Here is a 19,747-nt window from a genome sequence, read left to right on the forward strand (position 1 = left end):
CATGCAGAAACAGGAAGCAGTCGTACGCCCGGTGTCCGGCGCCCTCGGCGCGGAGATCTTCGGCATGGATCTGACGGACATCGGCGACGCCGACTTCGCGTGGATTCACGAACAGCTGCTGCGCTACCTGGTGATCTTCTTCCCGGACCAGTCCCACCTCACCCCGGAGGCCCACATCGCCCTCGGCAAGCGCTTCGGCGAGGTGGAGGTGCATCCGTTCCTGCCGAAGGTCGAGGGCTACCCGGAGCTGGCGCTGATCGAGTCCGACAAGGGCGGCAAGGCCGACGAGTGGCACATCGACGTCACCTTCAGCCCCAACCCGCCGGTCGCCTCGATCCTGCACCTGGTCACCTGCCCGGAGTCCGGCGGCGACACGATGTGGAGCAACCAGTACCTGGCGTACGAGACGCTGTCCGAGCCGTACCGCGAGATGCTCGACGGGCTGACCGCCGTCCACGTCCTCAGGGCGCCCGAGATCGGCGAGATGAAGGCCGAACACCCGGTGGTGCGGGTCCACCCGGAGACCGGGCGCCGCTCGCTGTACGTCACCCGCATGTGGTCGTCGCACATTCCGCAGCTCAGCAGGCACGAGAGCGACACGGTCCTGCAGTTCCTCTTCGAGCACTCCGAGCAGCCGATCTTCAACTGCCGCTACCGCTGGCAGCCCGGCGCGGTGGCCATGTGGGACAACCGCGCGACCCAGCACCTGGCCATCAACGACTACTCCGCCTACCGCAAGGGCCAGCGGGTCACCATCCTCGGCGACCACCCGACCGGCGACGCCCCTCGCTGGAAGGAGTACGAGCGCCGAGGCGACGAGCGCTACTACCCACGCCGCGTCAACGCCAAGGCGGGCTACTGACGGCGCGCTGAGCGGCCCGCCCCCGGACCCGGGCCGCGGGCCGCCCGCGCCCTACACCCGCAGCGCCCTACGCCCGCGGCGCCCTGCACCCGCGGCGCCCTGCACCTGCGGCGCCCGGGCCCGCAGCGCTCGCGCCCGCAGCGCCCGCGCCCCCGGCGCACGGCCTCGGGCGCCGGGGGGCCGTTCCCCACCCCGCCCCTTCCCGAATCCAGGGCCCCGCCCCGGGCCCCGCTCCTCAAACGCCGGAGGGGCTGGGTCCGGGCACGTCCCCGGCCCCGGGGCCGTACGACACGGCGCGCCCCGCCCCGGGGACGACCCGCGGCTCCGGTCCTGCGCCCGCGGAGCCCTGCGCCTGCGGGGCCCAGCGCCCGGGCATCGGCCTCGTGCCGGGCACCAGCCCATGCCGGGCACCAGCCCGTGCCGAGGTGTGCCCTACACCCGCAGCGCCCGCGCCCCCGCCGCGCAGCTCTCCCGCAGCGCCGCCAGCTCCGCCGGTGGCAGCCGCTCGGCGCTGCCGCGCCGCCCGCCGTCCAGCAGCACACGCGCCCCGGCCAGCCACCCGGACAGCGGCTCGACGCCGATGTGCTCCGCCAGGCGGTGGAGTTCGGCGTCGGGGGCGTCGAGCAGCGCCTCGTACGACAGCGGCAGCACCAGCCCCCCGGGCAGCGCGCCGAGGTACGTCAGCCCCTCGACCACCGTGTCCGACCACAGCCGCCCGAACGCGGACACCGGCACATGCCGCGTCAGCAGGGGCTTGACCTCGGCGCTTTCGTCGCTCATCAACGCGGCCAGCTCGCCCGGAACGTCGCCGCCCTCCCGCATCAGCTGAATCATCCGGAAGCCGGGGTGGCGGCTCATCGACAGGGCGCAGTCGGGCCCGTCCCGGTACAGATGGACGAACCGCGCCTCGGGGAACACCTCCCGCAGCCGGGGCACCAGCCGCAGCGAGAACCCGGACCGCTCCACCACCGCCACGCTGCCGAACCGCTCGGCCAGCGCCTCGAACAGGGCCCGGTGATGCTCCCCGACCGGCCCCCGGGGCCGCCCGCACACCACGGGCCGCAGCGCATCGAACAGCGCGTCCGGCTCGTCGCTCAGATGCGGCAGCGTCGTCATCGACACCGCCGGTATCCCGCCCCCCTCCGCCGAGAACCGCCCGCCCGAGCCGGGATACGTGTGCTCCGGCAGCCCGAAGCCCTCCCGGATGAGCCGGTTGGCGAAGGCCGGGGGACTGGCGAGGATGTCCCAGAACTCCTCCCCGGACAGCGTCCCTTCGGGGAGCGCGCTCGGCTCCAGGGAGGCCATCAGCTCGCTCAGGCTGAGGATCTGGGGGTGCAGACGCAGCACCTCCGACAGCGCGGTGGAACCGCACCGCCCGGTTCCGACGACGAAGGTCAACGGCCGTGACGCCATGTCTCTCCCGGGGCATAGAGGGGGCGGGGCAGGAGGATCTGCGCGCCCCTTACCCGCCGGGACCGCCCGTACCCCTGCGCCCGCCCCTTACGAGGGCGATCACCTGTTTCTTGCGAGGAGGCCCAGGCGGTACCGACACCCACGAGGTGATCCGGGCCGTCTCCGCTCCCTCCACCACCGCCTCCTGACCAGCGGCCTCCCGCTGGACGAAGCGGCCGCGGCCCGCGCCGCCGGGCCCGCGGTGGCGGCGGCGCGGGCGGGAGCGTACGCGCCTCAGACGGCCTGACGCTCCACTTCCTCCTCGGCCTCCCGCGCCGCCGGGCCCTCGCGGCCCTTGACGAGGCTGGGGTTCGTCTCGGGAGCGGCCGCCACCGCGATCACGGTGATCAGGCCCATCCCGATCAGGAACAGCGCGATCGGCCAGGAGGCCCCCGACCAGGCGAGCAGCGCGGTGGCGACGATGGGGGAGAACCCGCCGACGATCATCGACGCCAGCTCATGCCCGAGGGCGAGCCCGCTGTAGGCGACCCGGCTCGCGAAGAGTTCGGTGAAGAACGCGGGCTGGGTGCCGATCATCGCCCCGTGGCCGACTACGACCGCCACGAAGATGGCCACGAAGATCAGCACCGGATCGCGCGAGTCGAACAACGCGAAGAACGGATACGCCCACACGATCACCGCGACCGCGCCCCCGATGTACACCGGACGGCGTCCGATGCGGTCGGAGAGCGCCCCGAACATCGGCATCGCGAACGACTCGACCAGCATCCCCACCACGACTGCGGCCAGCACCACCCCGTTGCCCACGCCGATCTTGGCCGCGTAGGACAGGCTGAAGGTGAGGAAGAGATAGCTCGCACCGGTCTCGGCGACCCGCGCCCCGAAGGCGATCAGCACCGACCTGGGGTGGGTACGGAGGACGTCGAGGATCGGCGGCGCGGACTTCGCCTTCTCCGGCTCCGCATCCGCCCCCGTCTCCGCCTGCCGGAACGCGGGGGTCTCCATGATCCGCAGCCGGATCACCAGCCCGGCGGCGGTGAGCAGGATGCCGACCATGAACGGAATGCGCCAGCCCCAGGCGAGGAAGGACTCCTCGCTGGTCACCGCCTGGGCCAGGGCGAAGACGGAGGCCGAGAGGACGAAGCCGAGGCCGATACCGCTCTGGCTCCAGGCCGAGTAGAAGCCGCGGCGGTGGCTCGGCGCGTGCTCGCTGACGATCAGCACACCCCCGCCCCACTCGCCGCCGACCGCGATGCCCTGCACGATCCGCAAGCCGATCAGCAGCACCGGCGCCCACACCCCGACGGTGGCGTAGGTGGGCAGCAGACCGATCAGGAACGTCGCGACGCCCATGATCACCAGCGTGATCACCAGCATCGACTTACGGCCGAGCCGGTCACCGAAGTGCCCGAAGACGACCCCGCCGAGCGGTCTGGCGAGAAAGCCGACCGCGTTCGTGCCGAAGGCGGCGATCGTGCCCACGAGCGGGTCGAAGGTGGGGAAGAACAGGGTGTTGAACACGAGCGCGGCGGCCGTGCCGTAGAGGAAGAAGTCGTACCACTCCAACGCGCTACCGAACAAACTTGCGATAGCGGCCTTGCGAACTTCGCGCGGGGCGCCCATTTCATCTGCCATGCCGACTCTCCAATGTCGCGGCTCGGCTTTGGGCGGTGATTGTTCGCCGCGGCTCCGGCGACGGGAACGATGGCGTTCCACTCACCGGGATGTCCCTCAGGCCCGCGTCGCGGCCACCGTGATCCCGAACCCAGTCGGCACGACACCGTTCACCCGGCCCAACCCGGCCGCGCACACCGGCCCGTTCGACTGCCGACCCACCCCGTTCGTCAGGGACTTCCCGCCGCAGCGCAGCGACTCTCGCGGCTCCTCATTCCCTGCGCGCCCAGGAGTACAGGAACCAGGGCCACAGGACCCAGCCGACGACACCTGCCGCCAGCACGATGAGCGTGATCTTCCATCCCCGTGACATCCCACTTCTCCCTCTGACGGCCCGCGGCTTCCGATTCTGTGGCAGCGACTCCGTTTGAAACAGGAGTTCCCCCCGGTAACTGCCGCCATGGGCGTCATCGGCGACGAAGAATCCGCCCCCTCCTGTGTATGTTGGTGGCGTATGCTCCTATGTACATAGCCAACATTGCGTGGGAGGACAGCATGTCTGTGACCCAGATCGACATCGACGATGACGCGCTGGAACGGGCGATGGCTCTGTCCAAGGTCAGGACCAAGAAGGAAGCGGTCAATATCGCGCTCCACTTCTACGCTGAACAGCAGGAGCGTGCAGCGCGCATCAGTCGGCACTTCGAGCGTGCGCAGGGCTGGGGCGCCGTGGAGGACGCCGAACACCTTCACCAGGCGGAGAAGCGCGCCCAGTGATGTACCTGCTCGACACCTCCGGCCTCGTCCGGTTGCTTCGCGACCCCAAGCTGCAATCGGCTTGGTACGACGCGATCGACGCCCAGGCCGTGGCGTCCTGCTATCCACAGCGCGCCGAGTTCCTGTACAGCGCTCGGAGCCGACGCGAGTACGACGAGATCGCGGAGATGTTCACGGACCTGTACCCCGACGCGTCGGTGCCGAAGAACGCGGGGCGCTGGGTTGGCGCCGTACAGCACCGCATGGCACAAGCAGGCGAGTATCGCAGCGCCTCGGCGGTGGACCTCATCATCGCCGCCACCGCTGCCCACCACGGCCTGACCGTTCTCCATGATGACGCCGACTACCGAGCCGTCGCCCGGCACGCATCCGACCTGCGCGAGCACAACGTCCACGATCTGGCCTGACTCCCTTCGACGCGGAAGTAGATCCGCTGACGCTGGGGACTGTCGAGGGTCAGGCACGCGGGCAGCGCACCCGTACGCTCCTCTCGCTTCCCTCATTAGCGGTATTTCCACACTTTTCTGCCTTACTTTCCGCTTCGCCCGGTCAGGTCTTCTCTCGGCGTCGGTCTCGTCCGGGGACCCGCGACGAAAGGAAGACAGACATGCGTGGAAGGCTCGTCATCGCCGCCGGTGCATTGGCCATGGCCCTGACACCAGGCGTCGCGTGGGCGGCACACGACGGCGGTGCCCAGGAGTCCGGTTCCTACGGCGCCGAGGCGCCCACGTCCCAGGAAAGCTCCCACCCCGGCGAGGGAGTGCCCGGGTACGAGCTGGTCACCCTGCCCAACACGAACGTCCCCAACTTCCAGCGCCGCACGGTGTACTGCCCCGACGGCAAGAAGGTCCTCGGCGGCGGCGCCGAGGCACGCGGCAACACCGCGATCCTCGTCGGCAGCTTCCCCACCGACGACGGAACCGGCTGGATCGGCCTGGGCCGCCAGACCGACACCAACAACGTGGGCATCAGCGTTTTCGTCATCTGCGCCAACGCCTGACCGCCCTGCCGCCGCCCCCCGCACGCACGCGAAAGGTCCCGACGGACGAACCCGTCGGGACCTTCAAGTGCGTTCCGTGGTAACACCGTTCGTGGTGAAACCACTTGCGTCAGCGAGCCTGAACCAGGTGAATGGACTTTACTCGGCAGGTTGGTCAAAGGGGGGTCGTGTGGCATCAGCAGACTCGACGGGACGGTCATGGAGTCGGCCTTCCGGCGCCGCATCCGGAGTCGGAGGCCCGCCACCACCCACCGTTCCGCCGCAGCCACCGGCCGGTCCACCGGCCGCCCCGCCGCCCGCCCCACCACAGCCACCGGCCGCCCCGCCGCCCGCCGCCGATCCGTACCCCGATGTGGCACCCGCGCCCTCGGCGCAGCCGATCATCGGAGTCGACCTGCGGGTCACCAAACAGCTGCTCTGGATCGGAGACGCCTACTACCCGCTGCGCAACCTCGCCCGGGTGTACACGCTCACCATCCATCCCCGGCGCAAGGACGCCGTGCTGCTCTTCGCGAAGCGGCTGCTGATCATCGGGGCGGTGACGACACTCCTGGGCCTGTTCGCCGCCATGATCGACGAGTCCAACGGCGGCTTCGGGGGCAGCGACAGCAGTGGCTCCGGCGGTCTCTCCGTCCTCGTCGGGCTGGCCGCGGCCGCGGCGCTGATCTACTCCCTCGTGGAGATGCTGGGGGTGCTCGGCGCGTCCGCGCACTTCGTCCTGGCCGTCGAGACCTCCGGCCCCTCCACCGCCGTGGTGACCGGCCAGCGACCGGACCAACTGCGGCAGCTGGCCCACCAGATCGCCGACGCGATCGAGAACCCGGAGGCGGACTTCCAGGTGCGGGTGGACACCATCAAGATCAGCCCCAAGCACTACTACTTCGGAGACAACGTCAACATGTACGGCGGCACCGGCAACGTAGGGATGGCGAGCTGATGAGCGGGGGCCAGCACTACTACTTCGGCAGCGGCGACCACGTCACCATGCACGGCGGCTCGGGCAACACCGGCATCGACAAGCGAGTAGCTCCGGCCCAAGAGCAGCCCCAGGCCGTCCAAGAGGCCCTCCGCGAGCTCCTCACCCTGCTCCAGGAACTGCGCGCCCAGGTGCCGCCGGCCAGCGCCGGCGCCCTCGACGACTCCCTCCCGGCGCTCCGCGCCGACGCGGACGTCCCACCACAGGAGCGGCACCGCGCCCTGCTCGCCGTCGCGGGCATCGCCGCGACCATCGGCTCGCTCGGCGTACCGGTCGTCGAGGCCGTCAACAAGGTCCTCGAACTCATCGGCGCAAAGTAAGCACCCACCCGGCCGAGGGCGACCCACCCGCACCCCACCACCGGCAAGGAGCAGCGGTACGCCGCCGGGGCCGTCAGCTGAAGCGAGCATCGGTCGCCCGTGCCTCAGTGGCGCCTGCGCGTGCCTGCCGCGACCAGGGGCGAACCGCGGTTCCACTGGTGGCACCAGCCGTGCCCGGACCCGGGAACCGTCACCGGCGTCCCCCGGAAGCATCCGATCGAGTACGGGTACTCCCCGTTGAGGTGGTAGTGGTACTTGACGGCCTTCTTGCCGTCCCACGTGATCGCGTGCGTGTGGCCGTGGCACACGTCCAGGTCCTTGTTCCTGACGACCTTTCCGTCCTCGCCGCGCGGCCCGTAGATCCCGAAGCCGTCGATGGCGTACCCCACGAGCGGTGAGTGCCCGGCGGCGCTTCGCTTCGGCCGTCCTGACGCCTTGCCGAAGCAGGTCTGCGAGGGGCCGTGGTAGTGGTACTGGGTCTCGTACGGGTGTCCCCAGCAGCGGTCGAGGGGCAGGGCCGCGTTCGGGTCGACCGGGCGGTCCTCCGCGTCGGTCGCCACCTCGAGGTGGAAGGTGCCGCCCGCCAGAGCCATCCCCGTCGTGAGCTGGTCGATGCACGTAGGCCGTGCCGCGACGGACGGATCGCGGGGAACCGTGACGTCGAGGTTCCACGGCTTGATGGGGATCGCGGCGGCACTGGGATACCCGGGCGAGGGAATCTCCGCGTAGTACTTGTAGGCAGCGGTGCCCTTCTGGACGGGGAAGCGCCCGGTGGCATGGCCCGGGAGGCCGTTGCCTCGGAAGTGCCTCTTGGCTGCCGTCGTCCACACCCGCAGCTCCTTGTGCCAGCGCATGGTCCCCGACACGAGGGGTCGCTTGAGCACGTCGATCACACCGTGCGCGTCGATCCAGGGGCGGTCGGGCCGGGTGAGGGTCCCGCCTTTGCAGGCATAGAGGGTGTCCCGGCCCGGTGACGCGATCGATGTGCCGGTGGAGGGTGTGCGCAGGCGGGTGATCAAGGTGCCGTCTCCGCCCTCACCCCCACCCCGCCCGTCCGTGGCCTCCGCACTTACCGGATGAGGCGCGGCCGCCGCCACGGCTACGGAGTCGGCCGGAGCCAACGCCGGACCCATGAGCGCACAGGCGGCACCAGCCGCCACGGCAACGGATCTGACCACGCCGAACACGCCAGACATGGCCGCTCCTCAACTCGACGATCCCGGCTCGGTCCCGCCGTCCGCATCACCTCACCACGCCCGACCAACGGCGCCCGGCCGACACGTACGGGCGCTCGGGTGAGCCCATGGCCGAAGCACACTGGCCGGCGCCGCTCCGCCGAACGATGCCGATGCGGAGGCGTTACCGGTGGGCCGCTGGTGGGATGTACTGGTGCCCGACCGACGCGGTACGGCTGCACGCGGCCTTGGCGCGGCGGTCACCGACATCCTGGGCCTGGCCTCGGGCGGCCGACAGCTCTGATCCCGGTGGCGATGGAGCACGGAGGCAGCGTCACCGGAGACGAAGAAGCCCCCGGCGAGTGATCTCGGGTGAACGGCCGCACATGGCAAGGGCCTTGGCCCATACCCTGGCGGGGACGAGCTGGACAGAGAGGGGCAAGGCCATGCCATCTGATGTCACCCCGGACTCGATGGACCACCCGCTGGTCTTCGGCCAGCGCCTGCAGGTCCTCCGTACACGTCGAGGCATGAGCCGTACCGTCCTCGCCGGTCTCCTGGGCAAGTCCCCAAGTTGGGTGAAGCAGGTGGAGAACGGCACTCTCCACACCCCGGGGCTGTCCATGATCTTGCGTGTCGCCGAGGTGCTGCGTGTTCGTAACCTCGGTGAGCTCACGGGCGACCAGACCATGCCCGTCGACCTCTTCATCGGCCCCGGTCACGCCAAGCTGCCCGCCGTGCGGGACGCGATCGATGCGTTCCTCTTTGACATCGACCGTGAGGCCCCTTCGGCCGCGCACCTGAGCGCTCGTCTCGCAAGCGCCTGGTCCGCCCGTCATTCCGCACCCAACCACCGCGAGGTGATCGGCGGCCTTCTGCCGGGCCTCATCCAGGATGCGCAGCTCGCGGTCCGCCAGGCCGACCGGGCTCCCGAGCGGCGTGCGGCGCAGGCCGTGCTTGCCGAGGTGTACGGCCTGAGCCAGTTCTTCCTCGCCTATCAGCCCGACTCCGCCCTCCTGTGGCGCGCGGCCGAGCGCGGCATGGTCGCCGCTCAGGAGAGCGAGGATCCGCACGCCATCGGCGTTGCCGCCTGGCTCACCGCTCAGGCTCACCGCGACAGCGGGCCCGGGCACTTCGACGCGGCCGACGCGGTCACCCTCAAGACGCTGCGCTACCTGACGCCGCTGCTGCCGGACGCGTCGGACGACGTACGCGCCATCGCGGGCGCCCTGCAGTTCGAGGCCGGGTACACCGCGGCCCGTCGTGGGGACACCGGCACCGCCTGGAACCGCTGGGACACCGCCCGCAAGATGGCCAAGCGGCTCCCCGCCGACTACTACCACCCGGCGACGTCGTTCTCCCGGGCCGTCATGGGCGCGCACGCGGTCACGGTCGCCGTCGAACTGCACGCGGGCGGAGAGTCCGTACGGCAGGCCGCGAAGGCCGACGCCAAGACGATTCCGTCGCGGCCGCGGCGAGCCCGGCACCGGATCGAGGAGGCCAGGGGCTACCAGCTGGACGGGCAGCCGGAGGCGGCTCTGGCGACGCTGGACAAGGCGTACGAGGCCGCGCCGGAGACGATCCGGTACAACGGCTACGCCCGCCGCATCATCCTCGAGGAGACCGAGTCGAAGTCTCCGACGCATCGCCGTCGCGCTGCCGAACTCGCCGTGAAGATCGGCGTATTGGCCGCCTGAACGTTCGAGGGGCAGTAATCCTGCCCCTACCCCGCTCCCGGCGCTCCTACGGTCGGTCATCACCTGATCACTGAGGACGCCGGGAGACCCCGTGCAAACGCAACCCACAACGCCCGCTCCCTGGACGCCGCCGCGCGGCAGCGACGTTGAGATGGTCAAGGTCGGCCCCTACTGGGACGTCCTGCGCGCGCCCGCCGAGGTCGGTGAACGGGCGCTGGTGATACTCGGTGACGCGTCCGGCGCCGTCATCGCCGACTACGGATTGATGTACTGGCTCATCCCGGCGGGCCATGCCCAGCACTGGCGAGGCTTGCAGCAGGTACAGGCGCTCGGTGCGCACGGCGCCGAGGTCACGTACGTCGGCGTACCGCCTGTGGACTGGAGGGCTGGTCCGCGCCTGCACTGGCGCATTCCGGTGGGGCCGGACCGGTACCTGACCGATGCGGCCCGGCTCCGTGAGGCCCTGGTGTGGGCGATCGCCGCTGAGCCTGCCCAGGGGGTGACGGCCCGGTGATGCCTCAGGTCTGCGCCCGCTGCCAAACGACCACCAGGCAGCCGGTTGTCGTCGCGATCGGGTACGGCGCGAGTGCGGGCGGCGGCACCGTCTACGCCTGCCGCGACTGCGCGCCCACCTTTCCGCAGCAGCGGGACCCGTTCGACGGCAGCCTCCTCGCCCACCACCGCCTCGGCCGCGTGGCCGATGAGCTGTAGGGCGACGGTACGGGCATCGCCCCGTAGCTCGGTGAGCTCAGTAGCCCGGACGCGGCTCCCTCACCGGAAACGAAGAAGCCCCCGGCGAGTGATCTGCCCGGAACTTGTGCCCGGCCCGCGGCCCGTTAACCCGGCTTGCGCCCGCCCTCCATCATTGATCGAGGTCGATTACCTCATCACCGACCGCGCGGAAACCTATGTCGGCCGGAGTAGACATTGGGCGGTGGTGTGGTTATGGTTTCTCTCGTAGCCGAGATCAACGGGGCCTGGCAGAGACGAACTGCCGGCCAGCAGTACACGCAGTTGCAGTTCGCAGGACGGTTCGGTGGTGGAGTTCCGAAGCCAGAGTTAGTGCAGGACGGCGACGGGACTGACAACCGGACCGGGTGGCCCGCAATGATCAGGGGCCGCCGTGAGCAGTACCGCAGTTCGGTAAGTGCGGTTCGCAGTACCCAGCAGTGAAGTCAGTGAGCAGCACCTCGGTGAAGGCGTCGGCTGCGGACGCGCGCACCGGGAAGTTCGGCAGTGGGGTGCTAAGCCAGAGCAGACGCAGGACGGGCGACGGGGCTGGCTGCCGAAGAGTGGCGCTACGGCAGGTCACAGAGCAGTTCGCATCACCAGCAGTAGGTAAGTGATTGACCCAGAGGGAAGAAACGGAGGAGCCAGGCGCCATCAGGATCGCCCGGGCGGAAGTCTTGAGCCCGGGTACCGCAGGACATCGATAGTGAGGTGGTCTCCGGTCAAGCAACCGCGATCCCCGCACCCCCGACAGCATCTCGGTCGGGTCAGCGGAAACAGAACGCCGGCGCAGTACCAGGGTCGGCAGATGGTGTAGCAGTTCCTTCGGGGCCCTGGTGTCGTATGACACCAGGGCCCCTCAAGCGTGTTCCACAGAGAGGTGCAATGACAGCAGACGACACCTTCGGCCGTCTCGACGACGACGACTACCCCGCCTACACCATGGGCCGGGCCGCCGAGATGCTCGGCACCACCCAGGGCTTCCTCCGCGCCATCGGCGAAGCCCGCCTCATCACCCCGCTCCGATCCGAGGGCGGACACCGCCGCTACTCCCGCTACCAACTGCGCATCGCCGCCCGCGCCCGGGAACTCGTCGACCAGGGCACCCCCATCGAGGCCGCCTGTCGCATCATCATCCTCGAAGACCAGCTCGAAGAAGCCCAGCGCATCAACGCCGAATACCGTCGCGCCGCCGAGCCATCCGCTCCGTCGGCCTCGGCCTGAGACAGCGAAGACCTGCAACTACCCCGGTGGCTTCGCGGCTGGCGCCCGCACCTACTGCCCGGGACGCTTCGGGGTCCCGGGCAATGTCGGCTTCACCATGGCTCCGGCCCCGCCCGGAGCCCGGGTGTCACGCCGGGGCTGCGGCGGCCTCTCCCCGCAGGGTGCGCGGCCGTGCACCGTCGTCCAACCCTCCCCGGCGCTGGAAGTCCGGCACCGCCCAGCTACTGCCCCGCCTCATCGGCCGCCGTACCTGCGGCCCGCTGTTCCTCACCGGCCGCAAGGCCCCCGCCGGGACGCCGACGTTAGACGTGTGTCCGGAAACCGGCCGGGCCCGGCTCTCCTACCGCCGGGCTGAGGAGATCTTCGAGGAGAACACCCGGCTGCTGGCCAACCCTCGCCTCACCCGAGGACATCGAGGACCTGGACGGGTGGGCATTCACCGACTCCGGCACAGTGCCCTGACACACGACGCTGAGGACGGCACCTCCACCCCGATGCTGCTGGGCCGTTCCCGCCACGCCTCGGTCCGCTCCCTGGGGCGGTACGCCCGCCCCGGCGTCGACGCGGTCGCCCGACACGTCGCCGAACGCGATCCCGCTCGCACGTCGCCGGAGGTGACCTTCGCCGTTTGCGGCTGGTGACAGCGTTCTTACCGGCACCCCGTCTACGGCAAGACTCGCGAGGAAGTTCACGCGAAGATCACGGAGCTACGGGCCCAGGACCTCCGTTGGCGTAAGCGTTGGCGTAGTGAGCACGAAAAAGGCCCCGACGGGCGAACCCGTCGGGGCCTTTTTGCTGTTCTGCGGCAGTGGCTGGGGCCGGGGTCGAACCGGCGACCTTCCGCTTTTCAGGCGGACGCTCGTACCAACTGAGCTACCCAGCCGCAGCGGTCCTGACGGGATTTGAACCCGCGGCCTCCACCTTGACAGGGTGGCGAGCACTCCAAACTGCTCCACAGGACCTTGCGTGTGTGCGAGAACGAGTCTCGCACAGGGCGGCGTACGGGCCTAACGAGTTTCCGTCGGGGAGTCGTACTGCCTGCGATCTTCTCGGCGGAGGTTTTTGGCTTTTCCCCGCGTCGATGTCGCTGGATCAGCGTATCAGACCTCAGACCGTGTCCTGACCGCGTCGAGAGCCGTGCGGATGGCGGTCAGACGGGCCCGGGAGGCGAGGCCCGCGTGGTAGAGGTGCAGCTCGTCCGCGCCGGCTGCCAGGCAGGTGGTCCACTCGGCGGCGAGGGCCTCCGGGTCCGCCGGGCGGGGTGGGAGGGCCGGGACGTAGGCGGCGAGACGGGTGGTCCGGGCGGCCAGGGGGCGCAGCGCGGTGAGGGCCGCGGCGCCTTGGTCGGCGTTGGTCCAGGCGGAGGCGACCAGGGTGTCCACGGGCGGGGCGGGGGCGTCGGCGATGGTCGCGAAGGGGCCCGTGGCCCACGGGTCCGCGCTCGCGTGCAGGGTGACGGGGATGGGGGCGGATGCGGTGTCCAGCACCTCGCGGCGCAGGTCCGCGGTCAGGGTGGTGCGGATCTCGCGCAGGGTCGACATCAGGGTGGGGGGTAGGGGGGTATTCCCGTCCACGGCCCGCCGTACCTGGTGGCGGAGGCGGTGGGGGTCCAGGCCCGCCGCCTCGTAGCGGGCCAGGCAGGCGGCGCAGAAGCACCACGACAGCAGGCGGTGCGCGGACGCGTCCCAGTCCGCGCCCTCCGTCTTCTCGTGGTGGCCGCCATGCCCCAGACCCAGGGGGCCGCACGCCTCCAGGACCAGGCCGTCCGGCTCGCCCAGCGCCACGACCTCCCGCACCAGCGTGGCGCAGTAGGCGCGGACCTCGGCGGACGAGGGGCACAGGGCGTACGGGTACGGGTCGCCGAAGGCGTTGCGTACGGCGAGGTCGGGGTGGGCGCGGCCGAGGCGGGTGTTGTGGGTGAGGACCGTCCAGGCGTGGACGGGGAGGCCGACGGCGCGCAGCGCGTCGCGGGCCTCCAGGAACGCGTCCGGGCCCGGCATCCAGCCAGGGGCGCCCGGGACCAGGCGGGACTCGGACCACGCCGCGTCCCGCACCGGGAGGTACAGCGCGGCGTGGTGCGCGTCGACCACCCGGTGCGCGGGGTGGAACGGGGTGGCGGCCCGTACGGAGTGGTACGCGGCGGCCAGGGCCACCGCGTCCACCCCCAGGGCCGCGATGCGCTCGGCGGCGGCCGGGTCGCCGACCACGTCCCAGGGGTAGACGTACGCCGTGGCCGTCACCATCGGGGCAGGCCCGCTGTGAAGTCCGGGTTGACCCGCCGCATGTAGCCCGTGTCGTCCCGCTTCCGCAGCCCGCAGGTCAGGTAGTTCTCGTGCAGCCGGGCGAGGACGTCCTCGTCCAGTTCGACGCCGAGGCCCGGGCCGGTGGGGACGGGGATCGCGCCGTCCACGAAGGTCAGCGCGCCCGGCCGCACCACGTCGTCCTGGGCGCTCCACGGGTAGTGGGTGTCGCAGGCGTACGTCAGGTTGGGGGTCGCGGCGGCGAGGTGGGTCATGGCGGCGAGGCTGATGCCCAGGTGGGAGTTGGAGTGCATGGACATGCCGAGGCCGAAGGTGTCGCAGAGGGTGCCCAGGTGGCGGGTGCGGGTGAGCCCGCCCCAGTAGTGGTGGTCGCCGAGGACGACCTGCACCGCGCCCTGCGCGACGGCCGGGGGGATGTGGTCGAAGGCGACGACGCACATGTTGGTGGCCAGCGGGAGCGGGGACTCGGCGGCGACCCGCGCCATGCCGGGGATGCCGCCGGTCGGGTCCTCCAGGTATTCGAGGACGCCGTCCAGGGCCCGGGCGACTTCGAGGGAGGTCTCGTGCGTCCAGGCGGTGTTCGGATCGAGGCGCAGCGGGTGGTCGGGGAACGCCTCGCGGAGGGCGTGGATGGCGGCGATCTCCTGGTCGGGCGGGAAGACGCCGCCCTTGAGCTTGATCGAGCCGAAGCCGTACCGGTCGATCATGCGGCGGGCCTGCGCCACGACGCCCTCGGGGTCGAGCGCCGCGCCCCACTCGTCCTCCTCCGCGTCCGGGTGCCCGGCCCACTTGTAGAAGAGGTACGCGCTGTACGGGACGGATTCCCGGACCGCGCCGCCGAGCAGATCGCTCACCGGGCGGTCGGCCAGCTTGCCCTGGACGTCGAGGCAGGCGACCTCGACGGCGGCGTGCACCCGGCCGAGGTCGAAGGAGGAGATCTCGCCGCCCGCGTGGTCGAAGAGCGCCGCCGCCTTCTCGTACAGCTCGCCCAGCGCGTACACGCTCAGGCCCGCCAGATGGGGACGCAGCGCGGCAAGCCGTTCCAGGTGGAGGGTGTCGCCGAACGTCTCGCCCAGGCCGGTCACCCCGTCCTCCGTCACCAACTGCACGATGCTGCGCAGCGCCCATGGCTCATGGACGCCGTCCGCGTTGAGCAGGGGCGGGTCGCGGAAGGCGATCGGGGTGATCACCAGGTCCTTGATGCGCATACGTGTGGTCACACCAGTCCTAGTCCGGAGTCGATGATCTTTTGAAGTTCGGCGAGGTGTTCCTCGCTCGGGTCCACCAGCGGCGGTCGTACCCCGCCGACGTCCAGCCCACGCAGCCGTACCGCCGCCTTGATCAAAGAGATGGAGTAGCCGGGGACCTTGTCCCGCAGGGTGACCAGGGGCTGGAAGAACTCGGCCAGCAGCCGTTCCGCCGCCGCTTTGTCGCCGGAGCCGACCGCCCGGTGGAAGGCGAGGGAGACCTCGGGGGCGAAGCAGAACACCGCGGAGGAGTAGAGGTCCACGCCGACGGCCCGGTAGGCGGGCACGGTCATCTCGGCGGTGGGCATGCCGTTGAAGAACTGGAAGTCCTCGCCGACCGCGGAGCGCACGGTGAGCACGATGCGCTGCATCAGGTCGAGGTCGCCGGTGCCGTCCTTGAAGCCGGTGACACCAGGGAGGGACGCGACGCGGGCGGCGGTCTCGGGGGTGAAGACGGCGTTGCCGCGCTGGTAGACGATCAGGGGCAGCCGGGTGGCGGCGGTGACCTGTTCGACGTAGCGGACCAGGCCTTCGGGCGGGAAGGTGACCAGGTACGGGGGCAACAGGAGCAGCCCGTCCGCACCGGCCCGCTCGGCGGCGCGCGCGAACTGGGCGGCCAGCGGGACCGGTCCGCCCGCGCCCGCGTAGACGGGGGCGCGGCCGTCGGTGACCTCGACGGCGATGCGGACGACGCGCTCGTACTCGCCGGGCTCCAGGCTGTGGAACTCACCGGTGCCGCAGGCGATGAACACCCCGCCCGGACCTGCGGCGACGCCCTGCTCGATGTGGGTGGCGAGGGTCTTCTCGTCGACGGTGCCGTCCGCGGCGAAGGGCGTGACGGGGAAGAAGAGCACTCCGGTGAGTCTCATACGGAACCTCATCAGTGGGGGGTGGGGGGATGACAGGAATCGGACGGCGGATGACGGATGACAGATGGCACATGACGGATGACAGACGGCGGATGACGGACGACAGATAGCAGCTATCAGCTGACAGATGACAAACAGCGATAAATGTCAGCGCGTTGCTGAAATCTGTCCGCCCGCACGCGTCAGCCCTTCAGCGCTCCCGCCGTCATGCCGCGGATCAGCGACCGCTGCAGCAGCAGATAGACGATCAGGCTCGGGATGAGCGCGAGCAGCGAACCCGCCAGCACCAGCCCCGGCCCGATCGTGTCGCTGCGCATCGTGGAGAGCGCGACCGAAAGGGTGTAGTCCGACGGGTCGTTGGCGACGATCAGCGGCAGCAGGTACTGGTCCCAGATCATGATGAAGCCGAAGACGGTGATCACGCCGAGCGCCGGGCGGCACAGCGGCAGGACGACCTGGGAGAAGATGCGCCATTCCCCGGCGCCGTCGATCTTGGCCGCCTCCTCCAGCTCCGTGGGCAGCTCCTTCATGAACTCCGTCATCACGAAGATCGAGAATCCCCAGGCGCCGAGCGGCAGGATCATGCCGAGCAGGGTGCCCTTGAGGCTCAGATGGAGGACCGGGAGGTCGCCGAGGACGAGTGAGAGGGGGATCGCGATGACTTCCTCGGGCAGCATCATCGTCGTCAGGAAGAGCAGCGACAGGATGGCCCGCCCCCGGAACCGCTTGCGGGCCAGCGCATACGCGGCGAAGACGCTGACGCTGACCTGGAGCAGCAGCGCGCCGCCCGCGACGATCAGCGAGTTGGCGAGGTAGTGCCAGACGTCCCGTTCACCCGCGACCTTGAAGTTCTCCAGCGTCGGGGAGTTGGGGATGACGGACAGCTTCGTCGGGTCGGGGTTGTTGTCGAACGCGCCCGAGAACAGCACGATCAGCGGCCCGGCGAAGATGGCGAGCCCTAGCAGGCACAGCAGGGCCCGGAGCGCCATGCTCAGCAGATGGCTGCGGCCGGTGCGCCAGCCGAGCGCGGTCTCGACGCTCTGCGAGACGCCGACGCCGCCGGAGCGGCCGCCGCGGCGCTGCCTGGAAGCGAGGGAGAGGGTCACGGCCGGGCCTCCTTACGTCGCTGGTACCACTGCATCGTGACCGTCAGACACACCGTGACCAGGAACAGCAGCGTGGCGGCAGCCGAGGCGACGCCTATCTCGTTCCGGGTGAAACCGAGTTGGTAGATCCGGGTCATCCAGACGTCGGTGGAGCCGGCGGGCCCGCCTCCGGTGAGGACGTAGACCTCGGTGAAGGTGCGGAAGCCGCGGATGGCCGCGAGCGTGAGCAGGATCGTGACGACGGGGCGCAGCGCGGGCAGGGTGATGTGGCGCAGCCGCTGCCAGGTGTTCGCCCCGTCGAGGGCGGCCGCCTCGTACAGCCCGCGGTCGACCTGGGTGAGTCCGGCGAGGACGATCACCATGTTGTAGGGGCCGCCGGTCCAGATGGCGACCGCCATGACGGACCAGAGGGCGGAACCGGTGTGGTCGAGGTAGTGCAGCGGGCCGATGCCGAGGAAGCCGAGGACGGTGTTGAGGAAGCCGGTGCTGGTCGGGTAGTAGAGCAGCCGCCAGATCTCGCCGACGACGGCGGTGGCGGTGACGACCGGCAGGAAGACAGCGGAGCGCATGAACCACAGGGAGCGCGCCGGGCCTTCGAGGAGCAGGGCCAGGACGAAGCCGACGATGACGGAGCCGATGGTTCCGCCGACCGCCAGCAGCACGGTGTGGCCCAGCGCGGCCTGGAACTGCGGATCGCCGAAGACCGCCCGGTAGTTGGCGAGGCCCACCCACAGGTTGCCGAGGAACGGCCGCACGTCGTAGAAGCTCAGCTGCACGCCCTTGGCCATGGGCAGGTACTTGAAGACGACGAAGAGGAGCAGGGCGGGGGCCACGAACAGCCAGGGGACCCACGCCGCGGGGGTGAAGCGGCGGCCGTGCGGCCCCCGCTTCACCGCCCCGGCGGGCTCACCGCGGGCGGCGGCCCGGCGTCGCCCGCCGGACCGCGGCTCGGCGGCCGCGGTCCGGGAGACGGAGGCGGCGGACGCGCCCCCCGAGGCGGACGCGACCCCCGAGGCGGACGCGACCCCCGGGGCAGCCGCGACGCTCGGGGCAGCCGCGGCCGCCGGGGTGGTCCCCGAGTGGCCCAGGGGCTGGGTCACTTGGCCACCCCTTGGGACTTCAGCTCCTGCTCAAGGGTGGAGTTCAGCTCGCCCAGCCCGCTCTTGACGTTGGAGCCGCAGGTGGCGAAGAGCTTGTTCAGCGACTCGGCGGTGTCCTGGCGGATGGGCTGGTAGTTGATCGCGGACGGGAAGGGCTTGGAGTCGTGCGCGTACGCGTCCGAGAAGATCTTCCACCGCGGGTCGTTGTAGACCTTGCCGGAGTCCACCTTGGTATTGACCGACAGCCGGACGACGGGGGCGTCGGGGGCGGTCATGCCGAGCTTCTGTGCCTGGGGGCTGATCAGGAACTCGGCGAGCTTGCGCTGCTGCGCGGACTTCTTGGAACCGGCCATCAGATAGACGTTCTCGCCCTCGGCCAGCACGGTGTTGCCGTCCGGGCCCTTGGGCGCGGGGATGACCTCCAGCTTGTCCTTGCCCGGCGTCTTGTCGAAGAGCGGGAACTCATACGGGCCGGTGAGCGAGATGCCGACCTTGCCCTGGGTGAAGAAGGGGTAGGAGTCGCCGGTGGTCATCGTGAGCGAGCCCGGCTGGGTGACCTTGCTGGAGCAGTACAGCCCCTTGAGCCAGCTGACGGTCTTGACGTTCGCGGCGGAGTCGGCGACCGCCTGGTACTTGCCGCCGCCGCGCGAGGCGACGATGTCGCCGCCGCCCTGCCAGATGAAGTTGGAGGCGAACCAGGCGAGGTAGCCGTTGTTGGTGGAGCCGGGGACGAGGAGGCCGTAGGTGTCGTTCTTGCCGTTGCCGTCCGGGTCCTTGTCGGTGAACGCCTTGGCGACGTCGAGCAGCTCGGCCCAGGTCTTGGGGGCCTTCATGCCCACCTTCTTCAGCCAGTCCTTGCGGACGAACATCCCCTGGGCCTGGCGGGAGAACGGAATGCCGTAGACCTTGCCGTCGGTGCCGACCGCACCGGACCAGGCGGTTCCGGTGATGTCGGAGGTGCCCGCGAGGGCCTTCTTGTCGATGGGCTGGAGCAGCCCCTGGGACTGGTAGTTCCCCAGGCTTCCCATGTCGTTGACGGTGACGTCGGGCAGGTTCTTGGAGGCGGCGCGCTGCTGGAGGAGCTTGTCGAAGTCGACGACGGGCTTGTAGTCGACCTTGATGCCGGTTTTCTTGGTGAAGGCGGCGAATATCCTCTTGTAGGCCTTCGCGTCCACGGCGTCGCTGCGGGTCCACACCTCCAGCGGGCCCTTGGCGCTGCCGCCGCCGCTGCCGCTGGTGCTCGCGCCGCACCCGGCGACGAGGGAACCGGCGAGTGCCGCGCATGCCAGTGGGGCCAGTCGCCTCGTTGTGGCTGAGTGTCTGAACATGGCCACCGCCCGTTCGCATAGATGAACACTGGTTATGTTTACGAACCAG

At 70.3% G+C, this 19,747-nt stretch carries 20 protein-coding genes, 2 tRNA genes and 1 pseudogene; 12 read left to right on the plus strand and 11 right to left on the minus strand.

Annotated elements, in window-relative coordinates; genetic code table 11:
* Position 1: 1 nt before the first annotated feature.
* A complete protein-coding gene (locus ABZ370_RS39190) occupies positions 2–862 on the plus strand; it encodes a TauD/TfdA family dioxygenase (protein ID WP_358631684.1) in 861 nt (286 codons plus the stop codon).
* Between the two features lie 432 nt (positions 863–1,294).
* On the opposite strand, the gene ABZ370_RS39195 is transcribed toward ABZ370_RS39190, so the two are convergent.
* Entirely contained in the window at positions 1,295–2,275 is a 981-nt protein-coding gene (locus ABZ370_RS39195; protein ID WP_358631687.1) for a sulfotransferase, read from the minus strand.
* Between the two features lie 122 nt (positions 2,276–2,397).
* On the opposite strand from ABZ370_RS39195, the pseudogene ABZ370_RS39200 reads away from it, so the two are divergent.
* Positions 2,398–2,561, plus strand: a pseudogene (locus ABZ370_RS39200) (TetR family transcriptional regulator); the annotation flags it as partial.
* Here ABZ370_RS39200 and ABZ370_RS39205 read toward each other — a convergent pair.
* On the minus strand, positions 2,549–3,841 hold the full coding sequence (locus tag ABZ370_RS39205) for an MFS transporter (protein ID WP_358631690.1): 1,293 nt from the start codon (positions 3,839–3,841) through the stop codon (positions 2,549–2,551). The pseudogene ABZ370_RS39200 and the gene ABZ370_RS39205 overlap by 13 nt on opposite strands.
* 603 nt (positions 3,842–4,444) lie before the next feature.
* Here ABZ370_RS39205 and ABZ370_RS39210 point away from each other — a divergent pair.
* The 5 genes from ABZ370_RS39210 to ABZ370_RS39230 all read left to right on the plus strand — a co-directional run bounded on the left by ABZ370_RS39210 (position 4,445) and on the right by ABZ370_RS39230 (position 6,962).
* Complete coding sequence (locus ABZ370_RS39210; RefSeq protein ID WP_358631693.1) at positions 4,445–4,666, plus strand: type II toxin-antitoxin system VapB family antitoxin; 222 nt, start codon at positions 4,445–4,447, stop codon at positions 4,664–4,666.
* Positions 4,663–5,073 (plus strand): PIN domain-containing protein, encoded by a 411-nt coding sequence (locus ABZ370_RS39215; RefSeq protein ID WP_358631696.1) that lies wholly within the window; start codon positions 4,663–4,665, stop codon positions 5,071–5,073. The genes ABZ370_RS39210 and ABZ370_RS39215 overlap by 4 nt, the downstream gene beginning before the upstream one ends.
* A 200-nt stretch (positions 5,074–5,273) precedes the next feature.
* Positions 5,274–5,666, plus strand: coding sequence for a hypothetical protein (locus ABZ370_RS39220; RefSeq protein ID WP_358631699.1), 393 nt, complete (start codon positions 5,274–5,276; stop codon positions 5,664–5,666).
* Positions 5,667–5,835: 169 nt separating this feature from the next.
* Positions 5,836–6,603 (plus strand): DUF6232 family protein, encoded by a 768-nt coding sequence (locus tag ABZ370_RS39225; RefSeq protein ID WP_358631702.1) that lies wholly within the window; start codon positions 5,836–5,838, stop codon positions 6,601–6,603.
* Positions 6,603–6,962 carry a hypothetical protein gene (locus tag ABZ370_RS39230; RefSeq protein WP_358631705.1) on the plus strand — a complete coding sequence of 120 codons (360 nt, stop codon included), beginning with the start codon at positions 6,603–6,605 and terminating at the stop codon, positions 6,960–6,962. Before ABZ370_RS39225 ends, ABZ370_RS39230 begins: the two co-directional genes overlap by 1 nt.
* 104 nt (positions 6,963–7,066) lie before the next feature.
* Here the strand turns inward: ABZ370_RS39230 and ABZ370_RS39235 are convergent, their stop codons facing one another.
* Complete coding sequence (locus tag ABZ370_RS39235) at positions 7,067–7,981, minus strand: YHYH protein (protein WP_358631708.1); 915 nt, start codon at positions 7,979–7,981, stop codon at positions 7,067–7,069.
* Positions 7,982–8,583: 602 nt separating this feature from the next.
* Between ABZ370_RS39235 and ABZ370_RS39240 the strand changes: the two genes are divergently transcribed.
* The 5 genes from ABZ370_RS39240 to ABZ370_RS39260 all read left to right on the plus strand — a co-directional run bounded on the left by ABZ370_RS39240 (position 8,584) and on the right by ABZ370_RS39260 (position 12,428).
* Positions 8,584–9,834: a helix-turn-helix transcriptional regulator gene (locus tag ABZ370_RS39240; RefSeq protein ID WP_358631711.1), complete on the plus strand. Its 1,251-nt coding sequence runs from the start codon at positions 8,584–8,586 to the stop codon at positions 9,832–9,834.
* 151 nt (positions 9,835–9,985) lie between these two features.
* On the plus strand, positions 9,986–10,348 hold the full coding sequence (locus tag ABZ370_RS39245; protein ID WP_358631819.1) for a hypothetical protein: 363 nt from the start codon (positions 9,986–9,988) through the stop codon (positions 10,346–10,348).
* A complete protein-coding gene (locus ABZ370_RS39250) occupies positions 10,348–10,545 on the plus strand; it encodes a hypothetical protein (protein ID WP_358631714.1) in 198 nt (65 codons plus the stop codon). The genes ABZ370_RS39245 and ABZ370_RS39250 overlap by 1 nt, the downstream gene beginning before the upstream one ends.
* A 903-nt stretch (positions 10,546–11,448) precedes the next feature.
* Entirely contained in the window at positions 11,449–11,787 is a 339-nt protein-coding gene (locus ABZ370_RS39255; RefSeq protein WP_358631717.1) for a MerR family transcriptional regulator, read from the plus strand.
* A gap of 161 nt (positions 11,788–11,948) precedes the next feature.
* Positions 11,949–12,428 carry a site-specific integrase gene (locus ABZ370_RS39260; RefSeq protein WP_358631720.1) on the plus strand — a complete coding sequence of 160 codons (480 nt, stop codon included), beginning with the start codon at positions 11,949–11,951 and terminating at the stop codon, positions 12,426–12,428.
* Between the two features lie 168 nt (positions 12,429–12,596).
* On the opposite strand, the gene ABZ370_RS39265 is transcribed toward ABZ370_RS39260, so the two are convergent.
* The 8 genes from ABZ370_RS39265 to ABZ370_RS39300 form a co-directional block, all read right to left on the minus strand.
* Positions 12,597–12,670, minus strand: a tRNA-Phe gene (locus tag ABZ370_RS39265).
* A 4-nt stretch (positions 12,671–12,674) separates the two neighbouring features.
* Positions 12,675–12,749, minus strand: a tRNA-Asp gene (locus ABZ370_RS39270).
* 138 nt (positions 12,750–12,887) lie between these two features.
* Positions 12,888–14,030, minus strand: coding sequence for a hypothetical protein (locus ABZ370_RS39275; RefSeq protein ID WP_358631723.1), 1,143 nt, complete (start codon positions 14,028–14,030; stop codon positions 12,888–12,890).
* On the minus strand, positions 14,024–15,268 hold the full coding sequence (locus tag ABZ370_RS39280) for a glucarate dehydratase family protein (RefSeq protein ID WP_358631726.1): 1,245 nt from the start codon (positions 15,266–15,268) through the stop codon (positions 14,024–14,026). Before ABZ370_RS39280 ends, ABZ370_RS39275 begins: the two co-directional genes overlap by 7 nt.
* Positions 15,265–16,164 carry a 5-dehydro-4-deoxyglucarate dehydratase gene (locus ABZ370_RS39285; protein WP_358631728.1) on the minus strand — a complete coding sequence of 300 codons (900 nt, stop codon included), beginning with the start codon at positions 16,162–16,164 and terminating at the stop codon, positions 15,265–15,267. The genes ABZ370_RS39280 and ABZ370_RS39285 overlap by 4 nt, the downstream gene beginning before the upstream one ends.
* A 182-nt stretch (positions 16,165–16,346) precedes the next feature.
* A complete protein-coding gene (locus ABZ370_RS39290) occupies positions 16,347–17,153 on the minus strand; it encodes a carbohydrate ABC transporter permease (protein ID WP_358631822.1) in 807 nt (268 codons plus the stop codon).
* Positions 17,154–17,266: 113 nt separating this feature from the next.
* Positions 17,267–18,163 (minus strand): sugar ABC transporter permease, encoded by an 897-nt coding sequence (locus tag ABZ370_RS39295; RefSeq protein WP_358631825.1) that lies wholly within the window; start codon positions 18,161–18,163, stop codon positions 17,267–17,269.
* A 203-nt stretch (positions 18,164–18,366) separates the two neighbouring features.
* A complete protein-coding gene (locus tag ABZ370_RS39300) occupies positions 18,367–19,698 on the minus strand; it encodes a sugar ABC transporter substrate-binding protein (protein WP_358631731.1) in 1,332 nt (443 codons plus the stop codon).
* Between the last annotated feature and the right edge of the window lie 49 nt (positions 19,699–19,747).

The sequence above is a fragment of the Streptomyces sp. NPDC005962 genome (genome assembly GCF_040629205.1).
Lineage (GTDB): Bacteria > Actinomycetota > Actinomycetes > Streptomycetales > Streptomycetaceae > Streptomyces.